Annotated in this window: 16 protein-coding genes and 1 riboswitch; of the genes, 4 read left to right on the plus strand and 12 right to left on the minus strand. The window is 67.4% G+C overall.

Annotated features, from left to right (window positions below; all coding sequences use genetic code 11):
* Positions 1 to 3: 3 nt before the first annotated feature.
* The 3 genes from VAE54_RS08940 to hemA are packed head-to-tail and all read right to left on the minus strand — an operon-like array spanning position 4 to position 3,024.
* Entirely contained in the window at positions 4 to 795 is a 792-nt protein-coding gene (locus VAE54_RS08940; RefSeq protein WP_322801613.1) for a uroporphyrinogen-III synthase, read from the minus strand.
* Positions 792 to 1,700: a hydroxymethylbilane synthase gene (gene hemC / locus VAE54_RS08945; RefSeq protein ID WP_322801614.1), complete on the minus strand. Its 909-nt coding sequence runs from the start codon at positions 1,698 to 1,700 to the stop codon at positions 792 to 794. Before hemC ends, VAE54_RS08940 begins: the two co-directional genes overlap by 4 nt.
* Before the next feature lie 52 nt (positions 1,701 to 1,752).
* A complete protein-coding gene (hemA, locus tag VAE54_RS08950) occupies positions 1,753 to 3,024 on the minus strand; it encodes a glutamyl-tRNA reductase (protein ID WP_322801615.1) in 1,272 nt (423 codons plus the stop codon).
* Positions 3,025 to 3,479: 455 nt separating this feature from the next.
* On the opposite strand from hemA, the gene ade reads away from it, so the two are divergent.
* Positions 3,480 to 5,192: an adenine deaminase gene (gene ade, locus VAE54_RS08955; RefSeq protein WP_322801616.1), complete on the plus strand. Its 1,713-nt coding sequence runs from the start codon at positions 3,480 to 3,482 to the stop codon at positions 5,190 to 5,192.
* 49 nt (positions 5,193 to 5,241) lie between these two features.
* Here ade and ppc read toward each other — a convergent pair whose 3' ends face one another.
* Entirely contained in the window at positions 5,242 to 7,971 is a 2,730-nt protein-coding gene (ppc, locus tag VAE54_RS08960) for a phosphoenolpyruvate carboxylase (protein WP_322801617.1), read from the minus strand.
* A 359-nt stretch (positions 7,972 to 8,330) separates the two neighbouring features.
* On the opposite strand from ppc, the gene VAE54_RS08965 reads away from it, so the two are divergent.
* Positions 8,331 to 10,124 carry a GAF domain-containing sensor histidine kinase gene (locus VAE54_RS08965; protein WP_322801618.1) on the plus strand — a complete coding sequence of 598 codons (1,794 nt, stop codon included), beginning with the start codon at positions 8,331 to 8,333 and terminating at the stop codon, positions 10,122 to 10,124.
* Positions 10,125 to 10,681: 557 nt separating this feature from the next.
* Here VAE54_RS08965 and VAE54_RS08970 read toward each other — a convergent pair.
* Positions 10,682 to 11,419 (minus strand): class I SAM-dependent methyltransferase, encoded by a 738-nt coding sequence (locus VAE54_RS08970; RefSeq protein WP_322801619.1) that lies wholly within the window; start codon positions 11,417 to 11,419, stop codon positions 10,682 to 10,684.
* Positions 11,420 to 11,481: 62 nt separating this feature from the next.
* Here VAE54_RS08970 and VAE54_RS08975 point away from each other — a divergent pair, with 62 nt between their 5' ends.
* Positions 11,482 to 11,643 carry a hypothetical protein gene (locus VAE54_RS08975; RefSeq protein WP_322801620.1) on the plus strand — a complete coding sequence of 54 codons (162 nt, stop codon included), beginning with the start codon at positions 11,482 to 11,484 and terminating at the stop codon, positions 11,641 to 11,643.
* Here the strand turns inward: VAE54_RS08975 and prmA are convergent, their stop codons facing one another.
* The 7 genes from prmA to VAE54_RS09010 all read right to left on the minus strand — a co-directional run bounded on the left by prmA (position 11,644) and on the right by VAE54_RS09010 (position 19,056).
* Positions 11,644 to 12,564 carry a 50S ribosomal protein L11 methyltransferase gene (gene prmA, locus VAE54_RS08980; protein ID WP_322801621.1) on the minus strand — a complete coding sequence of 307 codons (921 nt, stop codon included), beginning with the start codon at positions 12,562 to 12,564 and terminating at the stop codon, positions 11,644 to 11,646.
* Positions 12,565 to 12,613: 49 nt separating this feature from the next.
* Entirely contained in the window at positions 12,614 to 13,738 is a 1,125-nt protein-coding gene (gene dnaJ / locus VAE54_RS08985) for a molecular chaperone DnaJ (RefSeq protein WP_322801622.1), read from the minus strand.
* 46 nt (positions 13,739 to 13,784) lie between these two features.
* The gene (locus VAE54_RS08990) at positions 13,785 to 14,390 is read right to left on the minus strand and encodes a nucleotide exchange factor GrpE (RefSeq protein ID WP_322801623.1); all 606 of its coding nucleotides are present in this window, start codon (positions 14,388 to 14,390) and stop codon (positions 13,785 to 13,787) included.
* A gap of 79 nt (positions 14,391 to 14,469) precedes the next feature.
* Positions 14,470 to 15,432 carry a dihydroorotate dehydrogenase gene (locus VAE54_RS08995; RefSeq protein WP_322801624.1) on the minus strand — a complete coding sequence of 321 codons (963 nt, stop codon included), beginning with the start codon at positions 15,430 to 15,432 and terminating at the stop codon, positions 14,470 to 14,472.
* 85 nt (positions 15,433 to 15,517) lie between these two features.
* A complete protein-coding gene (gene pyrF, locus VAE54_RS09000) occupies positions 15,518 to 16,912 on the minus strand; it encodes an orotidine-5'-phosphate decarboxylase (protein ID WP_322801625.1) in 1,395 nt (464 codons plus the stop codon).
* Positions 16,913 to 16,927: 15 nt separating this feature from the next.
* Positions 16,928 to 17,845 (minus strand): aspartate carbamoyltransferase, encoded by a 918-nt coding sequence (gene pyrB, locus VAE54_RS09005; protein ID WP_416223793.1) that lies wholly within the window; start codon positions 17,843 to 17,845, stop codon positions 16,928 to 16,930.
* A gap of 140 nt (positions 17,846 to 17,985) precedes the next feature.
* Entirely contained in the window at positions 17,986 to 19,056 is a 1,071-nt protein-coding gene (locus VAE54_RS09010; RefSeq protein ID WP_322801627.1) for an amidohydrolase family protein, read from the minus strand.
* A 289-nt stretch (positions 19,057 to 19,345) separates the two neighbouring features.
* On the opposite strand from VAE54_RS09010, the gene VAE54_RS09015 reads away from it, so the two are divergent.
* Positions 19,346 to 20,449: a Xaa-Pro peptidase family protein gene (locus VAE54_RS09015; protein WP_322801628.1), complete on the plus strand. Its 1,104-nt coding sequence runs from the start codon at positions 19,346 to 19,348 to the stop codon at positions 20,447 to 20,449.
* Between the two features lie 188 nt (positions 20,450 to 20,637).
* A riboswitch (TPP riboswitch) is annotated at positions 20,638 to 20,768 on the plus strand.
* The last annotated feature ends 5 nt before the right edge of the window (positions 20,769 to 20,773 follow it).

The following is a 20,773-nucleotide window of genomic DNA, read 5'->3' on the forward strand; positions in this document are numbered from 1 at the left end:
CTCCTATCCCGGAGGATCCGAAAGATGGCCTGCCCAGCTTTCCACCAGGGCCCGGATCAGCCCGGCCTGGGTGTGCTCCCGGGCCACCGCCACGATCGGGAAGCCCAGGGCCCTGGCTTCCGCCGCCGTGATCGGCCCGATGCATACCGCCGGCAGATCCGCAGGTCGAAGGGCTTCCGGCAGACGTTCCAGGAGCTCGGCCAGGGCACGGGCTGTCGAGGGGCTGGTGAAGGTCACCCGATGGGGCCGTGGGGTGAGGATCCCTTGCAAGGCCTCCGGATCTCCGCCCAGCACCACCCGGTAAGCCGTCACTTCCACCACCTCCGCCCCGCGGGCCCGCAGCCGCTCCGCCAGGTCCCGACGGGCGATGTCCGCGCGAGGAAGCAGGATGCGTCGCCCCCTCACCTCCTCCAGTCCTTCCGCCATCGCCTCGGAAAGATAGACAGGGGGAAGGTAATCCACCGTCAGGCCGTAACGCTGGAGGGCCCGGGCGGTCGCCGGACCGATCGCCCCCAGGCGCGCCCGGGCCAGATCCCGCGGCGATCCGCCGGTGGATTGAAGGGCTTGCATGAAGGCGTGAACCCCATTGGCGCTGGTGAAGAGGATCCAGTCGAACGCCGGGGCCTGTCGGGCCGCCTCCTCCAGCGGCCGGGGATCCTCAGGGGACCGGATGTCGATGGCCGGGAACAGCAGGGGGATCGCCCCCAGCGCCTGAAGGCGCTCCGCCAGGTCCTCCCCTGCACGGCGCGGACGGGTGATCAGCACACGGCATCCGGCGAGCGGAAGTCGTTTCATTCCCCTTCCTCCAGCAGCATGGATCCATCCGTGGCCTTCATCCGTTCCGCCAGCGCTTCCCCCAGCGCCTCCGCTGCCTCGGCCGGCCCCTCGATCTGCCCCCGGACCCCCCGCGTCCCATCCAGCGCCATCACCCGTCCTTCCAGCGTTAAGCGCTCCCCGTGGACTTCCGCATAGGCCGCGATGGGGACGCGACAGCCACCTCCCAGGGCCCGCAGGAACGCCCGTTCCGCGGTTACGGCCCACCAGGTCGGAAGATGGTTCAGGTGCCCCACCAGGGCCAGGGTTGGGGCGTCGTCCGCCCGGACCTCCACCGCGATGGCGCCCTGGCCAGGGGCGGGAAGCACCTGCTCCAGGGGGAAGATCTCCACGATCTCCCCGCCCCGGCCCAGGCGGATCAGCCCGGCCACCGCCAGCACGATGGCTTCGTAATGTCCCTCCTCCAATCGCCGCAACCGGGTATCCACATTGCCAACCAGGGGGAGGTAAACCAGGTCCGGCCGCAGCGCCCGCAGCTGGGCGGTGCGGCGGGGGCTGCCGGTTCCCACCCGCGCGCCCGATGGCAGCGTCGCCCAGGTCCATCCGTTCCGGGCGATGAGCGCCTCGCGGGGGTCCTCCCGCTCCAGCACCGCGGCCAGCCGCAGCCCGGACACCGGATCCGTAGGGAGATCCTTCAGGCTGTGCACCGCTAGATCGATCTCCCCCTTCAGAAGCGCATGCTGCAGCTCCTTGACGAAAGCCCCCCGCACCTCCCGTTGCCCACGATCGCCGCTGGTGCGGATGATCACGGTTTCCAGGGGAAGCTCCGGGTCCAGCGCCCGCAGCCTCCGGAGGACCTGCTCGGTTTGCGCCCGGGCGAGGGCACTGCCTCGCGTGCCAATGCGCAACGGTCGTGGGCCGCGCATGGGACACTCCATCGCGGGAAATCTCCCCCCGCCTGGAGGCAACCGCCGGGAACTACGACTCCCCCCAGGCGGGTGGGATCGGGCCACCCCCATCCCCTTCTTTTTCCCATTCCCAAAGCACTCGCAGCCGCTGAAACGCGTAAGGATCCTCCGCCATCCCTTTCAAGCCCATCATCTGCAAATGGAGGAGCTTCTGGACCAGGCGATGGGCGAACTGCTCAATCCGGGCCCGCTGGGTGGGGGTCAGCTCCCCGAGCTTGGGCCAGAGCCATTCCAGCTCCTGTCGCCGGAGCGCATCGGCGCGCCGCTGCAGCTGCGCGATCACCGGCCCGACCTGGCGGCCCCGCCACCATCGCTCCCACTCCCTCACCGCTTCCGCCACCATCTCCTCCGCCCGGGCGATGGCCTCCGCCATCCGTTCCCGATACCGGGCGTTGAGGGCCTGCAGATCCTCCAGACGGATGCAATGAACTCCCGGCGTCAGCGGTCCATCGAGGCCCACATTGGGCGGTGCCCCCAGATCTACCAGCCAGAGCGGTGCTCCACCGCGAGCGGCGATGATCCCTTGCAGATCCGGCGCCGAAAGGATCGGTCGAGGGGTGGCCAGGGCGAGGAAGGCCACATCCACCCGGATCAGGTCCGCTGTGAGATTCATCAATGTGCCCGCTTCCCCGCCCACCTGCTCGGCCAGGGCGCGGGCTCGCTCCGGCGTCCGGCTGAGCACCCGTATCGGAGCGGGTCGATAGCGGAGGAGGGCATGCGCAATCTGGGTGCCCATCGTTCCGGCCCCGGCGACCAGGACCCGCTTTCCTTCCAGGGAGATCCGACGGTGGACTTCTTGGACCGCCAGAGTGGCCAGCGATACGGGGAGGCGGCCGAGCTCCGTCCGGGCGCGAACCGCCCGGCCCAGGGCCAGGGCGCGCTCCAGCAGCGGGCCCAGGATCGGCCCGGCCGCTCCCACTTCCCGGGCGATGGCCAGAGCGCTCCGGATCTGACCGAGGATCTCGGTCTCCCCAACCGCCGTGGAATCCAGGCCAGCGGCGACCCGAAATAAATGGACGGCAACCGCTCGACCCACCCAGAGAACGGGGAACCGGCCGGGAAGAGAGCGACGCAGGAAGGCCACGGCCTCCTCCAGCGGGCCGACACCGTAGATCTCCAGACGCTCGCAGGTGCTCAGCACGACCCCTTCCCTCATCCCCAGGGCCCGAAAGGCCGCCAGCCGCTCCCGCACCTCCTCCGGCGGAAGCCCCAGCCACGCCGCCAAACCCTCGAGCCCCTCCCGTCGATGAAAGCCGATCCCAAATAACCCGGCGTCCGCCACCGTTCCGGACCTCCCAGGCCGTCCCTTCCCTACGAATCAGACAAAATTCTACGTTTTAATTAGTGTTTGCGTCAAGATCGCTAAGAATTATTCAGATTCCGTGGTCCAGATTCCAGAGCCCTCCGATGCCCGCATGGCGCCCGCGGGGCTGAGGGTTGATGGAGGGAACGGGGGAGGTTCCTCGAGCGGAAGGAGCGGTCCGCTGGCCCGGCCGAACCCTGGCTGTCCACCGGGCGATGGAAAAGCCCTGCTCGCCTCCGATCCCGCATTTTCCCCTTCTTCGCCCTCGACTATAATGTTTCCAAACACGTGGGATCCCCGAGGGAATCCGACATTCCGTCGGAGTCAAGCGGGGATCCCCTTTCGAGGACATTGGAGGGATACAGAGGATACAGGGGGAAGGGCCGCCCCCCCGGATTGGCGCGCAACTTCTCCTTCCCGAAGGAGGATCGCCTATGGAGCTCGCCCATCGGATCCGCCTGGCGCGCGGTCAGGAGCCGGCCGACCTGCTCCTCAAAGGAGGACGCCTGATCAATGTGTTTACCGGGGACGTTTATGAGGCGGATATTGCGATTCACGGTTCATGGATTGTGGGCATCGGCGAGGGCTACACGGCCCGGGAGGTCATTGATCTGAAAGGCCGCTTTGTGGCTCCAGGGTTCATCGATGCCCATGTGCACATCGAAAGCAGTATGGTTCCCCCACCCGAGTTCGCCCGCGCCGTCGTCCCCCGGGGCACTACCACGGTGATCATCGATCCCCATGAGATCGCCAACGTCCTGGGCCTGGATGGCATCCGCTATATGCTGAACGCCGCCAAATACAACCCCCTGAGCGTTTTCGTGATGCTGCCCTCGTGCGTCCCGGCCTCCCCTATGGAGACGGCAGGGGCCGCCCTTTACTGGTATGATCTCCAGCCGCTGCTTTCCAGCCCCTGGGTGCTGGGGCTGGCGGAAATGATGAACTATCCGGGGGTGATCAACGGCGACCCGGCGGTGCTGGACAAGCTCCGAGCCTTCGCCCACGTGGTCCGCGATGGCCACGCCCCGCAGCTCACCGGCCGGGACCTGGTGGCCTATGTGGCGGCGGGGATCACCTCGGATCACGAATGCACGACGGCGGAGGAGGCCCGGGAGAAAGCCCGCCTGGGGATGTATATTTTCGTCCGCGAATCCTCCGTGGCCCGCAACCTGGCGGATCTCCTCCCCGCCATCACCCCGGCGAACAGCCGCCGCTTTTGCTTCTGCACCGACGACCGCCATCCCCTCGATCTGCTGGACGAAGGCCACATCGATTTCCTGATCCGCAAAGCGGTGCGCCTGGGCCTGGATCCCGTCACGGCGATCCAGATGGCCACCCTGAACCCGGCGGAGCATTTCCGGCTCCACGATCGGGGCGCCATCGCTCCGGGTCGGGTCGCCGATCTGGTGGTGTTCTCCGATCTTTACGACCTCCGCCCGGAGCTCGTTTTCCGCCACGGGGTCCTGGTCGCAGAGAATGGACGGCCGCTCTGGGAGCCGGTCAGCCGGAGGGTGGACCTGCGGAGCACCATGAACATCGCCTGGGATCGAATCCAGTTTCGGATCCCAGCCCGGGGTCGCCGGATCCATGTGATCGGGGTGATCCCGGATCAGCTGATCACGCCGCACCTGATCGAGGACGCCCGCATCCTCGACGGCGATGCGGTGGCGGATCCGGAGCGGGATCTGCTGAAGATCGCGGTGATCGAACGCCACCGGGCCACCGGGCAGATGGGCCTCGGGTTCGTGAAGGGGATGGGATTGCGGCGGGGCGCGCTGGCTTCCTCGGTGGCCCACGATCACCACAATATCGTGGTGATCGGGGCCGATGATCCCTCGATGATGACAGCGGTTCGGGCGGTGGCGGAGACCGGCGGGGGTGTGGCGGTCGCCGACGGCGAGCGGGTGCTGGCCCGGGTTCCGCTCCCCATCGCCGGGCTGATGTCCGATCGGCCCATTGAAACCGTCCGCCAGCAGATGGAAGAGGTGCTAAGGGCCGCCCGGGCTCTGGGGAGCGAGCTCCCCAATCCCCTGATGACCATGAGCTTCCTGGCTCTGGAGGTGATCCCGGAGCTGAAGATCACTGACGTGGGCCTGGTGGATGTCAACCGGTTCGAGCGGATCCCCCTGTTCGTAGAAGAATCATAAAGGGAAGGGTGGGCGGACTGCGAAGGCGCCCGCCCACCCGGGCCTTCCTTTACCCCGTGGTGCGCAACCCGGCCGCGACCCCCTGAATGGTGAGCCACAGGGCCTCCCGCAGTCCCTCCGCCTCCGGCTGTCCCCGCCAGCGCCGAAGCAAAAGGATCTGGATGAAGTTCAGGGGATCCACATAAGGGTTTCGCACCTGGATCGAGCGCTTCAGCCACGGGATATCCTCCAGGAGATCGGGCAAACCCATGATGCGCAGAATCGCCCGCCGCGTTCGATCGTATTCCCTCTCGATCCGGGACCAGATCGCCTCGCGGACGGATTCGTCGGGGACCAGCTCGGCGTAGGCCCGGGCGATCCCCAGGTCAGTCTTCGCGAGGGCCAGCGCCGCATCCGCCAGGACCACCTGGAAGAACGGCCAGCGGCGGGCCATCTCCTCCAGAAGCGACCAGCCGGAGGCCCCTTCCGCCCGCACGAAGGCTTCCACGCCGGTCCCCAACCCGAACCACCCCGGAAGCAGATGGCGGCTCTGGGTCCAGGAGAACACCCAGGGGATCGCCCGCAGATCTTCCAGTCGCCGCTCCGGGCGTCGGCGGGCAGGGCGGGAGGCGATGGGGAGCTCCTCGATGCCATCGATGGGCGTCGCATGTTCAAAATAGGTGAGAAAGCCGGGGATCTCCAGGAGCTCCCGATATGCTCGGTAAGCCGCCTCGCTCATCCGCTCCATCGCTTCCACCCATGCCGCCTCCGGCTCCGGGGAAGGCAGGGCGGAGACCAGCAGCGTCGCCCACAGGACCTGTTCCAGATGGCGGTAAGCGATCTGCGGATCGTCGTAACGTTCCGCCAGCACCTCGCCCTGCTCGGTCATGCGCAGGCGTCCGCCCACCGCGTCGGGCGGGAGACCCAGGATGCTCCGGGCCGCCGGGCCGCCGCCCCGCCCCAGGGCCCCGCCCCGCCCATGGAAGAAGGTGAGGGTGACCCCATGGGCGCGGGCCACCCGGACCATCTCCGCCTGGGCCCGATAAAGGCCCCAGACAGCGGCCAGATATCCGCCATCCTTGGTGCTATCTGAGTAGCCGATCATCACCACCTGATGATCCCCCTGGCGGCTCAGATGCTCCCGATACGGAGGCAGGGAAAGCATCCGATCCAGGATCCCGGGCGCTTCCCGCAGCGTGGAGATGGTCTCGAATAACGGCGCAACCTGGAAGAACGCTGGAGGGGCTGAAAGGCCGTTGGCGCCGGCCATCAGCCAGAGCACGGCCAGCACATCCGCCGGGCTGTGGGCCATGCTGATGATATACGGCCCCAGGGCCTCGGGGCCATAGGCCTGAGCGGCCTGATGGATCAGGCGGAACACCGCGAGGACCTCCGTCGTCTCCGGCGATGGGGCCATCCGCTCCACCAGCTCCGCCGCGCGAGGGAAAGTCTCCATCAGAAGGGCGATCCGCTCTTCCTCGGAACACGGCAGATCGTCCGCCACCCCTGCCGCTCGAAGCACCTCGGCGATCGCTTCCGCGTGGCGTCGCGCTTCCTGACGCACATCCAGGCGGGCGATATGGAACCCAAACACCTGAGCCTGGATCCACCAGTCCCACAGGAAGCCCTCGGCGATGCGCTCCCCACGGCCTTCCCGGAGGCTCTCCCGCATCCGCTCCAGATCCTCCACCAGTTCCCGGGCGGACCGATAGGCGCCTTCCGGAGGCGGATCACCCGTTAGAGGGTCCCAGCGCAGCGTCTGCTCCAGGCGCCAGGCGATCACACCGATCCACCGGCGATATCCCTCATACGGGGAGAGACGGGAAAGGCGCTCCTGCAGGGCCGGCCACCGCGCCTCCGCCTCCGCCAGGGCTTGAGCGAGCGCGGAGGAGATCGGAGCCTGGCGCGTGGAGACCCCCAGGGCGATGAAGAGGTCACGAGCCTGCTGAAGATGAAGGGATAGAGCGACCTGGCGGTGGCGTTTCAGGGTTTGCGCGGTCACCTCCGCGGTCACCCGGGGGTTTCCATCCCGATCCCCTCCGATCCACGAGCCGAAGCGCAGGAAGATCGGCACCCGATCCTCCAGCTCCGGATAGGTGGCCCGGAGGGCCTCCCGAACATCCCGATACAGACGAGGGGTGAGGGACCACAACGTTCGGACGAAGAAGGACAGGCCGTTCTCCACCTCGTCCATCACGGAGGGACGGCGCACCCGAGTCAGGTCCGTCTGCCAGAAGGCGGTGAGCTCCGCCCGCAGGCGCCGGAGCAGCTCCTCCCGCTCCCGGGGCAATCGATCGGGCGCATCCAGTTCGGTCAGGATCCCCCGGATCCGGCCCAGGATGCCCCGCACGGTCCGCCGTTTGGCTTCCGTCGGGTGGGCGGTGAACACCGGCTCGATGGAAAGCGCCTCGAGGACCGCGCGCACCGAGGCGGGAGGGATCCCGGCGGATCGGAGCCGGTGGAACGCCTCGACGATCGATTCGGGCCGAGGCTGGGGGTGCACCGCCTGCTCCCGCGCCCGCAGCACCCGCACCCGATGACGATCCTCCGCGAGGTTGGCCAGGTCGAAGAAAATCGTGAACGCCCGGGCGATGACATGGAGCTCGGGCAGCGTCAATCCCTCGAGGAGCGCCCGAAGCGCCCTCTCCGCCTCCGCATCCCCGGCCCGGCGGGCCCGGGCCAGCTGCCGGACCTGTTCCTCCAGCTCAAAGCCCTCGAGCCCGGCCTGCTCCCGGATCACCTCACCGAGCAGATCCCCTAAAAGATGGATGTCCCGTCGAAGCGGCTGATCGCTGATCATCGAGGCCTGAACTCCTCCCTAACTTGGGGATGCAATGTTCAGGGGGGAAGAGTCCCCACGCCGCTCTACTATCCTTCCTCCGCCCGCCACAGGGCCGCACCGGAGGGGAATGATCTTCCCCGCCTGAAGGTTCAGACCACGTCGCTGGGATCATGACACTTATTGTATCGAGTTTCGGCTGAATCCGTCTGGAGATTGAGGAGCCACGCCAAGCAGCTCTCAAACCTCCACTGGGGTCTTGCTGAGGAAAGCGCAGATGCGCTCCCTTCGAAACCCCTGGCCGATTCCGCCGCTTTCGATTACGATTAGCTTAGAACAACATCCGACGAACCCCGGCGCCAGGAGAGGACTGAGGATCTATGGAAACACGACCGGTGTCGTCCGCGCCCACGGATGCCGCCCAGGTGGAATGGGTGCTGGGCAACCTGCGCTGGTTGCTGATCGTGGCGATGGCCATCACAGCAGCCCTGAACCGGGGCGCATGGCAGACGTCCGAAACGGCCTTCATCGCCCTCCTCCTGCTTACAGGCCTTTACAATCTCCTGGTCCTCCTGGCCCTGGTCTTCGCGCGCTCCCCTCTGCCCCTCCCGGGCATCACACTGGCCGGCGATGTGCTGATCACCCTTTCCTTCATCGCGATCACCGGCGGCCTGAACAGCCCCCTGTTCTTCTTCGCTTTCCTCCCCATCCTCACCGCGGCCCTCCGGTTCCACTGGTGGGCGGGAGAGCTGGTCACCCTTGGCCTGGTGGGAGGACTGGTCCTCTGGGAATGGATCCGGACCCGGTCCGTCTCGGTTTTCCCCTCCTTTTTCGTCCAGGGCAGCGTTCTGGCCCTGGGCGCATTGCTGGCCGGGGCGGTGGGCGATCGCTTGAAACGGGAGATCCTGCGGGAGCTTCATCTGCGGGAGCTGGCCCAGCGGCGTTTGCTTGCCCAGGCCCGTCAGCAGCTCCAGGGGATCTTTGAGCTGGCCGCCGCCCTGGGGCAGATGCGGCGGACCGAGGAGATCCTCCACGCCACCCTCGAGGTCAGCGAGAGCCTGTTCCGGGGAAGCGGCCATCCCGCTCCGCCGATGTTCATCGCCCTCCTGGACCCGGAGGGCTTGCAGGTGGCTGCCGCTCGACGCCTGCCGCCCCGGGATGAGCGGATCCGCCTGCATGGCATCGCCGGGGCGATCCGGGAGGCTCTGGAAAGCGGGGAGGCCACGCTCTGTTCGAATCCGGCCCAGGATCCAGAGCTCGGGCGGCTGGTGGTGATGCGCATCGCCCGGGCAGCTCTGCTTCTTCCGCTGGGGATCGGCCCGGAGCGCTATGGCGTCCTGGTGATCGGCAGCCTGGACCCCCAGGCTTTCACTGGCGAGCGTCGGGATTTGCTACGGCTCATCGCGATCCAGGCTTCCATTGCGCTGCAGAACGCCCTGCTTTACCATACGCTCCAGCGGGAGAAGGAGCGCCTGGTGGATGTGGAGGAAGAGGCCCGACGACGGCTGGCCCGGGAGTTGCACGATGGCCCCACTCAGAGCGTAGCCGCCCTGGCAATGCGGCTGAATTTCCTCCAGAAGCTGTTCCAGCATGATCCCGCACAGCTTCCCTCCGAGCTGGAGAAAGCGGAACGGATGGCCCGCCAGGCCGTTCAGGAGCTGCGGCAGTTCCTCTTCCGATTGCGGCCGCTGATCCTCGAATCCCAGGGGTTGGTGGCAGCCCTCACCCATCTGGCTGAACGGTTTCAGGAGACGGAGCCCTTCGCCATCCACGTCGAGGCAGACCCGCGGGTGGATCAGGTCCTGGATCCCAACGCGAAGGGACTGGTGTTTTCCATTATTGAGGAGGCCCTGAACAACGCCCGCAAGCATGCCGAGCCTCGGAATGTGTGGATCCGCGTGAAGGTGGAGGGCGAAGGAGTGCGGAGCCTAAGCTCCGCACTCCAGGTGACCGTGGAGGATGATGGGCGGGGATTCGACCCCCAGGCGTTGCGGGCGGACTACAGCCGTCGGGGCAGCCTGGGGATGCTCAGCATGATGGAGCGGGCTGAGCTGCTCGGGGGGGAATTGCAGGTGGAATCCGCCCCCGGCCGGGGCACCCGCGTCCGGCTTCAGGTTCCGTTGCCCGGCGCCGCCCTGGATGCAAAGGCTTCCGCCCGGGAGGAAACCCGATGAGCCGCTGGATCCCGGCCCTGCTGCTGGGCATACTGGCGTTGATAGCGGAAACGGCCCTCCCGGCCCTCCGGCGTCGAACCCCTCAAAGGGGAAAACCCCTCGTGGAGATCAGCGCGCCGCTCATCGCGGGGCCGCTTCCGCTGGGCCTTGCGCTGGGGGTGGGATGGATCAGCCTGCGGGAAGCGGGGCTGGTGGGGCCGCTTCGCTTCGCCCCTGGGACGTTTCTGGGATGGCCTCCCGCGGATTGGGTCCGGGGGATCGGGCTGGCTGGCCTTTATGGAGGATTGACGCTGCTGGCCCTCTGGAGCTCTGGCCTCTGGAGGCCATGCCCGGTCCCGTGGAGCGAAAGGCTGGAAGAAGCCTTCACGGCCCTGGCCCGGGAGGCGCTGCTGGCCCTGGGGCGAGGGATCCTGATCGCGGCGTGGTTCCCTCAAAGTCCCCTTCCGGCCGCCTGGATGGCCTTCGGAATCTGGTGGGGCGCGCGGTGGAAGTTCGGAGGCGATCGGGAGGCAGCCCAGGGACCGGCGATCTGGGGGGGCGCGCTAACGGCCACGGCCTTATTCGGGCTCACCGGCCATCTCTGGCTCAGCGCAGCGGTCCATGCCCTGGTCGCCGCGCTGCTCGCCGGGCCCAAAACGTCTTTCGCCCCCCAGGGCTTCCCCATCCTTACGGACCGCGATCATCCCCTGTAAATGCCAGGGCCCATCCCAACCGGACCATTCTCGAAACGCCAGGCCGGCCTCCTGAGCCCGGAGGCGGAAAACATCCAGGAAGGAACCCTCTCCCCGGGGGCAGGCCGTCCATCGGTAGAGGATCCGGAGCATTCCCATGAGAAGGCCTGGCCCGTGGGGCCAGGCGCCGAGCAGCACCACGAACCGACCGCCCGGCCGCAATACGCGGGCGGCCTCCTGCCAGGTGGCGGGCTCCAGGATGAAGGGGGCCGGGAACGTGCTCACCACGGTATCGAAGGTTTGGTCGGAAAAGGGAAGGGCCTGCGCTCGACCCTGGACCAGAGGGATCGCAAAGCCCGTTCGCCGCTGTGCCCGGCGGGCCATCGGGAAGGAAAGATCCAGCCCGACCGGGCGGAGGCCCCGATGAGCCATGGCCGCCAGCAGGTGACCCGGGCCATGGCCGATCTCCAGCACCCGCACCCCTTCCACGTGCTCCAGCGCCGAGATCGCCCATTGCGTCCAGCGCCCGACCGAGACCAGGGCAGCGATCCCCTCATAGGCCCAGGATCCCTCGTGATAGAGCCAGCGGAAGAACGCCTGCATCCAGGCGGAGATCCATCCCATATGGAGCCCGAAACCTCCTTGAACCCATCCCCGGGCGATGATGATCCGGAGGTTTTCCTCAGATGCATGAATCCCACACACGCTTCCAGCGCGAGCAGGGCGGGAAGGTCTTCGTGGTGTTCTCGATCACGAAGAAGGGTGGGGGGAAGCGCATCTGGAATGAGGAGGTCATCGGGGAGATTCGGGAAGAGCTCCGGCGGCTTGGCTCAGAGGCGGGCGTTTAATCATCCAGAGCGCCTCCGTCGGGCTCCCAGCGCGACCCAGCTTTCCTCAATCCAGCGGCGCGTCACGGTAAGGCCGGCGGCCTCCAGGGCCCGGCGGACGATTTCCTCCTGTTCCCCGTGGAAGAACCCGGAGACCACCAGCCAGCCCCTCGGTTGCAACAGCTCCCCGATCCCCCGCTCGCAGAAGCCGCAGAGCACCGGGGCCACGATATTCGCCACAACCCCATCGAAGCGCTCGCCCAGGGCACGGGCCTCCTCCAGGGAACCCCGCATCACCACCACGCGATCCGCCACTCCATTGCGGATCATGTTCTCCTGCGCCACCTGCACGGCCACCGGATCGATGTCCAGAGCCCAGACCCGGGCGGCGCCCCGCCGGGCCGCCGCGATCGCCAGGATCCCGGAGCCCGTGCCCAGATCCAGGATCCGATCTCCTGGTCGCACCCATTTCGCGATGGCCTGAAGGCACATCCGCGTGGTGGGATGGGTGCCCGTCCCGAAGGCCATCCCGGGATCCAGTTCGATCAGCAGATCCCCCGGCTCCAGCCGCGCGGTCCGCCAGCTGGGCCGGATCACAAAGGGGCCCACCCGCAGGACGTCATAGTGGGCCTTCCATGCCTCCTCCCACAGGGTCTCATCCAGCTCCCGGAACTGGGGCGGCGGGAAAGGGAGGACCTGGCGCAGATGCCAGAGCCCCTCCTCGATGCGCTGCCGCGCCGTTTCCCAGTCCCCGGTCATCGGCAGGTAGACCCGCAGGGTGAGGATTGGTGGGGGGAGACAGGGACGCTCCCAATCGGTATCATCGGTCTCGATGGGACCATAATCATAGGCGATGCCGTGAGGAGCATAGCGGGAGAGCACCTCCGCGATATTGTCCGCCAGCTCCGTGGGTACCCGCACCGAGATCTCCAGCCAGCGCATCGAACAGATCCTCCACCGGTTTCCGCCAACCCCACAGAGCGCGGAATCGTTACCCGCCGAGAAGCTCCCGCAGGCGCTCCAGGAACCCTTTCTCCGGTTTCTGCACGCCGCCCTCCGGCAGCGTGCGGGCCAGCTCCTGGAAGAGTTTCCGCTGCTCCGGGGTCAGACGCGTCGGGATCTCCACCTGGACCACCACCAGCAGATCCCCTCGCCCGTTGCGGCGCAGGTGGGGGATGCCCCGGCCCCGCAGGCGGATCACATGGCCCGGCTGGGTGCCCGGCGGGATCTCCACCGTCTCCTCCCCTTCCAGGGTGGGCACCCGGATTCGACCCCCCAGCGCGGCCTGGGCGACGTTCACGGTGACCTGGACGATCAGGTCATCCCCCCGGCGGCGGAAATACGGATGGGGCTGGACTTTCACCTGAACATAGAGGTTGCCCGGCGGCCCGCCGTTTTCCCCGGGCTCTCCCTCGCCCGGCAGCCGGATCTGCATCCCATCGTCTACCCCCGCCGGGATCCGCACCGCGATCCGACGGCGGGTGAGCACCCGCCCTTCCCCGCTGCACTCCCGACATGGGGAGGCGATCACTTCCCCCATCCCCCGGCAGGTCGGGCACGAGGTGACCTGGACGAAGGAGCCCAGGAACGACTGGCTCACCCGCCGGACTTCCCCCAGCCCTCCACAGGTAGGGCAGCGAGTGGGGCCTGTCCCGGGCTCCGCGCCGGATCCCCGGCAGCGAGGGCATGGCTCGTTGCGCATCACCTCGATATCTTTCTCCGCCCCCAGCGCCGCCTCTTCGAAGGTTAACGTCACCTCCGTCTGGAGGTCCGCCCCCCGCCGGGGGGCCCGGCGCGTCCGGACCCGCGGCCCGAAGCCGAAGAGATCCTCAAACAGGTCCGCAAACAAATCCGTGAAATCCGCCGGCTCCGGGCGGAACCCCCGGCTCTCCAGGCCGGCGTGGCCATACATGTCGTAGATCCGCCGCTTCTCCTCGTCGGAGAGGACGGCGTAGGCCTCATTGATCTCTTTGAACTTCTCCTCGGCGTCTGGAGACTTGTTCACATCCGGATGGTATTGGCGGGCCAGACGGCGATAGGCTTGTTTGATCTCCTCCAGCGTGGCGTTTCGCGGGACGCCGAGGATCTCATAGTAGTCCTTGCGGGATGCGCTCATGGGGCCTCACTCTTATGCAGGACAACCGCAAGCCGTTGTCCTGCTTTTATGATTCGTCCCCCGGGGCCTCGGGCACAGGCTCGACCTTGCGGGCCACCTTCACCAGGGTAGGGCGGAGCACCCGATCGCCCAGCTTATAGCCTTTCTGCAGCTCCTCCACGATCTGACCATCCTCGAAGCCCGGCACAGGCTCGTAAAGCACCGCTTCATGCAGCATGGGATCAAAGGGATCGCCCGGTTTCACCTCGATGGGCTGCACCCCTTCGGACTCCAGGGCCAGCTGCAGCTTGCGGTAAATCAGGGCAACCCCTTCCACCCAGGTCAGATGACGCAGGTTGTCCGGAAGGGTCTGCAGGGCCCGCTCGAAGTCGTCCATGATCGGCAGGAGCTTGCGGATGAACAGCGCCGTCGCCTCCGCGGCGAACTGCGCCCGCTCGGCCTCCACCCGCTTGCGATAGTTGGCGAAGGCGGCCCGCTCCCGCTGCCAGCCCTCCAGGTATTCCTGGGCCTGCGCCCGCGCCGCCTCCAGCTCCTTCTTTAACGCCTCGAGCTGCTCCATCAGAGAGGCCTCGGCTTCCGCCACCGCCGCCTCCTGCGGCGTCGGCGAAACCTGTCCCTCTTGCGGTTGCTGAACCACGCCATGCTCCTCCACGGTTCCACCTCCATCCTTCGGGCTATCCAGCGCCGTAGGCAGCACAACTCTTAATTAATTTTATCCGGATCCGGCCCCCTCATTCCCGATGCGCCCGGCCGCGGATCTCCTGCAGGCACCGGACGCCGTGGGCGTTCATCCATTCCTCCATTTCCCTCCGGATGGCCTGGAAGGCTCCCAGCCCGCGATAGGCCACCGCCGAGCCCACGCCCACCGCCGTCGCGCCCGCCATGAGCATCTCGATGGCATCCTCCCCGGTGAGGACCCCGCCGGTGCCGATGATGGGGATGCGCACCGCCCGGGCGATCTCGTAAACGCACCGGACGGCGATGGGCTTGAGGGCGGGCCCCGAGAGGCCCCCCTCGCGGTTGGAGAGGACCGGCCGCCCGGCCTCGATGTCGATCACCATGCCGGGCATGGTGTTGACGGCGGTGATGGCATCCGCGCCCGCCTCCTCCGCCGCACGGGCGATGCGGGCGATGTCCGGCACGTTGGGAGCCAGCTTGGCGATCACCGGGCAGGAGACCGCTGCTTTCACCGCGGCCACAGCCTCGGCGGTGGCCTTCGGGCTGGCGGCGAAAATCTCGCCGTATTCCGTGGCCACGTTGGGACATGAGAGGTTCAGCTCGATCATATCCGGCGTGGCCGCTGTCAGGATCCGCGCGACCTCCACGAACTCCTCCACGCTGGCGGCGAAGATGCTGGCGATCAGGGGAACGCCCATGGCGGCCAGCTCGGCCCGGGCCTCCCGGAGGATAGCGGCCATCCCCTCGGCCCCCGGGTTGGTCAGGCCCACCGCGTTGATCAGCCCGTGTCCCCAATCGAAGAGGATCGGGCTGGGATGCCCGGCCCGGGGGAGCCGGGTAGCCGACTTGGCGGTGATGGCCCCGGCCCCCAGGCGGGCCAGGCGGACCATCAGCGAAGCGCTGGTCCCCAGGATCCCGGAGGCCAGCACCAGCGGGTTCGGCAGACGCACCCCCGCGATCTCGCAGGAAAGATCCAGCGGGGACGCCCACTCGGATTCCACCGGATGATCCCCCATCCAGGACGCTCCATGCTGGGGATTCGTAACGATCTGCCTGACCGGACATCCGCAGGCCGCGGTCCGGCTTCATCCATCGCGTTCCTCACCCCGAGGCCGAAGGGGCTGGCGTCAGCCCCAGGGCCTTTCGGATCCGATCCCCTTCGGCCGAAGGGATTTTCCCCTCGATGACCAGGGCATCCAGCAAAGCGGTGAGGGTGGCAACCGCATGGACCCGATACCCGGCGGCCTCCAGCTCCTGCCGCCCGCCCTGCTCTCGATCCACCAGAACCACAATGTCGGTGACCCGTAAGCCCGCCTCCTCCAGCGCTTGGATCACCTCTCGCTTGCTGGCCCCGGTAGTCAGCACATCGTCCAGGACCACCACGGTCTCCCCAGGCCGGAAGTCCCCCTCGATCCGCTGGGCGGTTCCGTAGGTCTTCGCCTCCTTCCGCGGATACAGCAGAGGACGCCCGGTCCGGATCGCCACCGCGGTCCCGATCGGCAAGGCAGCGTAGGGAATGGCCGCCAGGCGATCGAACGTGAGGCGCTCCAGAAGGGCCGCATACATTCCAGCCACCCTCTCCAGCAATTGGGGAAAGGCCACCAGCCGACGCAGATCCAGATAGATCGGGGAGCGCTGGCCCGACTTGAGGACGAACTCCCCGAAACGGATGCACCCGGTTTCATACAGCCACCGGGCCAGGGTGCGGGCGACAGCGGAAGGAGAGGACGCCCCCTGCAGGCGCTCGAGGAGGGATCGGGCCGCTGCGCCCGGGTCCGCCGCCTCCAGGATCTCCCGGGAGACGGCGATCAGCGCCGGGGGACCGGCGAGGATCCGCACGGTTTCCGGATCCCCCCCTTGAGGCCCAACCCCCGGGATCAGGAACCAGCGATCGGGGGCCATACGGCGAAGGGCAGCCAGGGCCCCCGGAGCCGTCGCCCCGACCACAAAGCCGATCCGCTCGCTCCCAGGCCAGCTCTGGACCTGACGGGCCAGGGCCTGATAGAAGGGCTCCCCCCCAACCTGCAGCTCCTGCACGGCCTCCGCGCCCGGGTTCGAGGTCCGAATCAGAAAGAAGATCCCCCGGCCCTCCCGGCTCAGGAATGGGCGCAACACCTCCGGGCCCAGGAAAGGGCTCAGCGTCACCGCGTCCGCTCGCAGGACATCGAAAGCAAACTGGGCATAGGCCTCGGCGGTCCACCCGATATCCCCGAACTTCCCATCCAGGATCACCGGGATCTCCGGCGGGATCGCCGCCCGAACCGCCCGCAGGGTCTCCAAACCGGAGGGGCCCAGCGCCAGGTAGAAGGCCAGGTTGGGCTTGTAGGCCGCAGCGACCTCCGCCGTGGTCTCAATCACCCAGCGCAGGAAGGCCAGGGCCGGATCCGGATGCCAGCGCGCCCATTCCGGGAGGCGCGCCGACACCGGATCCAGGCCCACGCACAGGCCCAGCCGGGCTGGCCCGGTCCGCGCGCGCAATCGGTCGAAGAACTCCATGGCCGATCCTCCAGCTCATGCCTTGCCCAGCACGGCGGCCAGCAGGGCCATCCGGATGTAGAGGCCGTTGGCCACCTGGCGGAAGTAGGCCGCCCGCGGATCCCGATCCACCGCCGGGTCGATCTCCCCCACCCGGGGGAGCGGATGCATCACGATCATCCGCTCCTTGGCCCGCTTCATCAGCTCCGGCGTGATCACATAATAGTTCTTCACCTGCTCATAGGCGTTGAGGTCGGTGAAACGCTCCTTCTGCACCCGGGTCACATAGAGCACATCCACGTCTTCGATCACATCGGCCACATCGTAGGTCTCATACACCGGGATCCCCTTCGCCCGGACCTCATTCATCAGGTCCAGCGGCAGCCGCAGGATCTCCGGCGACACGAAGGACAGCCGCACGTCATACATGGTGAGCAGCTTGGTCAGGGAGTGCACCGTGCGCCCGAAGCGGAGGTCCCCCACCATGGCGATGTGCAGGCCGTCGATGCGGCCCAGCTCCTCCTGGATGGTGAAGAGGTCGAGCAGGGCCTGGGTGGGATGCTCGCCGATGCCGTCGCCGGCGTTGATCACCGGGACCTCCGCCACATCGGCGGCGATCTTCGCTGCGCCCACCTCGGGGTGGCGCAGGACGATCACGTCGGAATACTGCTCCAGGGTTTTAATGGTGTCGGGGAGGGATTCCCCTTTCGCTACGGAGGAGAACTGGACGCCCTGGGTGATGGGGATGACCGCCCCGCCCAGGCGCTCCATCGCGGCGATGAAGGAGGAGCTGGTGCGGGTGCTGGGCTCGTAGAAGACACAGGCCATCACATAGCCCTTGAGGAGATCGCAGGCGCCCACGCGGCGGACCAGCTCCCGCATCTCCTCGGCGATGTCGAAGAGGTAGGCCAGGTTCTCCCGGTTGAACTGGGAGACAGAGAGGATATCCTGCATGTAGAAGCCGTTGTTCGGGTTCACCGGCTCCCGCGAAGCGACGCCATCGAACTGGAACAGGCGCGGTCGGCTCACCATCGTTCACCTCCTTGCGGATCGTTTTCGCGGCGGCATCATCGCCGCTGCAATAATGGATCGGGTCAACAGGATGGATCGGCGAACAGCACCCGCCCCGAGCCGGGGGGCGCGCGGACCTCTCCGTCCTCGAAGGCCACCCGTCCCTCCAGGAGGGTGCGGCGCACCCGGGCTCGCACTGTCATCCCCTCGAAGGGCGTCCATCCACATCGGGTGAAAAGGCCCTCCCGGGAGATCGTCCAGGGCCCGCCCCATTCGATCTCCACCCACGTCTCCGGTGGCTCCAGCAGGCCATAGACCCGCCGCGGGCCGGTAGCGGTGAGGCGGACGACCTCCTCCAGGGACAGGCGGCCTTCGACGACGGCGGTAAGCATCAATGGCAGCATCGTCTCCAGGCCCGGCACCCCGGGGGGAGGGTGGGGACTCTGCTTTTCCTCGATGGTATGCGGGGCGTGATCGGTCGCCACCGCATCGATCACCGGCAGGTTGGCCCAGAGGGCTTCCTGATCGGCCCGGGTGGCCAGCGGCGGTCGCATCAGACCGAACGGGCCGAGGCGGGGCAAATCGGCCTCCGTCAGGAACAGGTGGTGCGGCGTGACCTCACATGTGACCGGAAGGCCCCGCTCCTTCGCCCGGCGGATGAGGAGGATCTCCTCCCGCCGGCTGACATGACAGAAATGGACCGGCTGGCGGAACAGGGCGGCCAACCCCAATACCATCGCCACGGTCCGCCCCTCCGCGTGGACCGCGATGGGGCGGTGGCCGGGCCAGGCCTCGAAATGGCGCAGGATCGCGGCAAGGCTTTCCAGCCGAAGAGGGCCGTAAGTCGCATCCAGATAAAGCTTCAGCCCGGCAGCCTGGGGGGCTAAGGCCGCAGCGACCTCGGGGTTCTCCGGCGTGCCGCCGACAAAGAGGCCCACCTCGCAGCGCGCCCCCGCCCGAGCGCGCTGCACAGCTTCCTGGAAGGCCGCGGGATCCGTAAGGGGCGGGCGGGTGTTGGGCATGGCCAGCACCGTCACCACCCCGCCGGCCAGCGCCGCCGCCGTCCCGCTGGCGAAATCCTCTTTATGGGTCTCCCCTGGCTCCCGCAGGTGCACATGGATGTCCGCCGCTCCAGGCAGACGGATGGTGGTCATGCGGAGGGCCCTCCCGCATGGCGGCTATATAAAAAAAGCACCGGGAGCGAGATCGCCTTCCCGGTGCCTGAAAAGCACAACCGGCGCCCCACCGATGAGGGCATCGGCGGAGCGCCAGAGCTCGTGTATTGAAGGAAGAGTCGAACCGATTCCCGGCCCATGCCGGGGTTCTATGTTGCCACAAGCGGGAGAATTTGTCAAACTGATCAGGAGAGCTTTCCCAATTTCCCGGGCCTGAAAGGCGGTGGGGGTTGGAAAGGACCCGGAGACGGAAAGGCGGGAGGCGACGATGTCCCACCCACGCTGGCTGCGCTTGCGAGAGGAAATGAACCGGGAAGGGATCGAACTTCTGGCCCTGGTCCCCGGCGCCAATCTGTTCTACGTGACCGGCCTCTCTTTCCATCGGATGGAGCGCCCCATCGTGGCGCTGTTTCCCCTGGATGGCGATCCCGTATTGATCCTCCCGGCCTTCGAGATCGAGAAGGCCCGGCAGGCGCCGATCCCATGGCGCCTGTTCCCTTACACCGACGAGGAAGGGCCCGCACGGGCTTTCCAGGCGGCGGCGGCAGCCGTGGGCCAGCGCGGACGTCCCATCGCCGTGGAAACCCTGGGGATGCGCGTGCTGGAATGGTCCATGCTCGCCCACGTCTTTTCCTCCCCCGAACCGATCGCGGCGGAGCCGTTGCTGGCCCGGCTGCGGATGGTGAAAGATCCGGACGAAATCGCCGCGATTCGACGGGCCGTCGCAGTGGCGGAGGAAGCGCTGCGGATATGGCTGCCCCACGTTCAAAGGGGGATGACCGAACGGGAGGCGACCCGGCGGCTGATCCAGGCGTGCTTCGCGGCCGGGGCGGACGCTCTGGCCTTCGAGCCCATCGTGGTGGCCGGACCAAACACGGCCCTCCCCCACGCCATCCCGACGGACCGCCCTATCGGGACCGGGGAGCTCCTGCTGGTGGATTTCGGGGTGATCGTGGAAGGTTATGTCTCCGATCTCACGCGAACTTTTGCGGTGGACGAGCTGGACCCCGAGCTGCGGTGGATCTACGAGCGGGTTCAGGAGGCCAACGCCGCCGGCCGCGCCGCCGTGCGGCCCGGGATCCCGGCGGAGGCGGTGGACCGGGCGGCCCGCTCGGTGATTGAGGCGGCCGGCTATGGCGCCCACTTCACCCATCGCACAGGCCACGGGCTCGGGCTGGAGGTCCATGAGCCCCCGTATATTGTGGCGGGGAACACCGAGCTCCTTCAGCCCGGCATGACCTTCACCATCGAGCCCGGGATTTACCTGCCGGGGAAGGGCGGCGTCCGCATCGAGGACGATGTGGTGGTGACGGAATCCGGGGCGGAATCCCTCACCACGTTCCCCCGCGAACTGATGTGCCTGGGAGGATGAGATCTCCAGCAGAGCGCGGGGCTTTTCAATGTTCTGAGAGATCGGGGGGTGCAGGGGGCTTTTGCCCCCTGCCGGGAGGCTGCGGGGGGTGTCCCTCCACCTCCTGCCGGGATGGGTAAGATCTTCGAAAAGCCCTGGCAGAGCGCTGGAATTTGACAGCGTCGTCTTGCAACGCTAAAATCGCGTTTCGAAGCGACGTGGGGAGTCCGCGGGGAAGCGGGCTGAGAGGGTGCCTTGCCGGCCGGAGGCCGGCCCTGGCGCCGACCCATCGAACCTGATCCGGGTCATACCGGCGGAGGGACCGTCGCGACCGCTTCGATCTCC

The sequence above is a fragment of the Thermoflexus sp. genome (assembly GCF_034432235.1).
Taxonomy (GTDB): domain Bacteria; phylum Chloroflexota; class Anaerolineae; order Thermoflexales; family Thermoflexaceae; genus Thermoflexus.

What these genes read in the sequence shown, in the direction of transcription:
- VAE54_RS08940 (WP_322801613.1), bottom strand. Translation starts at nt 795, where the DNA reads ATGAAACGACTTCCGCTCGCCGGATGCCGTGTGCTGATCACCCGTCCG.
- hemC (WP_322801614.1), bottom strand. Translation starts at nt 1,700, where the DNA reads ATGCGCGGCCCACGACCGTTGCGCATTGGCACGCGAGGCAGTGCCCTC.
- ade (WP_322801616.1), top strand. Translation starts at nt 3,480, where the DNA reads ATGGAGCTCGCCCATCGGATCCGCCTGGCGCGCGGTCAGGAGCCGGCC.
- ppc (WP_322801617.1), bottom strand. Translation starts at nt 7,971, where the DNA reads ATGATCAGCGATCAGCCGCTTCGACGGGACATCCATCTTTTAGGGGAT.
- VAE54_RS08965 (WP_322801618.1), top strand. Translation starts at nt 8,331, where the DNA reads ATGGAAACACGACCGGTGTCGTCCGCGCCCACGGATGCCGCCCAGGTG.
- VAE54_RS08970 (WP_322801619.1), bottom strand. Translation starts at nt 11,419, where the DNA reads ATGGGATGGATCTCCGCCTGGATGCAGGCGTTCTTCCGCTGGCTCTAT.
- VAE54_RS08975 (WP_322801620.1), top strand. Translation starts at nt 11,482, where the DNA reads ATGCATGAATCCCACACACGCTTCCAGCGCGAGCAGGGCGGGAAGGTC.
- prmA (WP_322801621.1), bottom strand. Translation starts at nt 12,564, where the DNA reads ATGCGCTGGCTGGAGATCTCGGTGCGGGTACCCACGGAGCTGGCGGAC.
- dnaJ (WP_322801622.1), bottom strand. Translation starts at nt 13,738, where the DNA reads ATGAGCGCATCCCGCAAGGACTACTATGAGATCCTCGGCGTCCCGCGA.
- VAE54_RS08995 (WP_322801624.1), bottom strand. Translation starts at nt 15,432, where the DNA reads ATGGGGGATCATCCGGTGGAATCCGAGTGGGCGTCCCCGCTGGATCTT.
- pyrF (WP_322801625.1), bottom strand. Translation starts at nt 16,912, where the DNA reads ATGGAGTTCTTCGACCGATTGCGCGCGCGGACCGGGCCAGCCCGGCTG.
- pyrB (WP_416223793.1), bottom strand. Translation starts at nt 17,845, where the DNA reads ATGCAGGATATCCTCTCTGTCTCCCAGTTCAACCGGGAGAACCTGGCC.
- VAE54_RS09010 (WP_322801627.1), bottom strand. Translation starts at nt 19,056, where the DNA reads ATGACCACCATCCGTCTGCCTGGAGCGGCGGACATCCATGTGCACCTG.
- VAE54_RS09015 (WP_322801628.1), top strand. Translation starts at nt 19,346, where the DNA reads ATGTCCCACCCACGCTGGCTGCGCTTGCGAGAGGAAATGAACCGGGAA.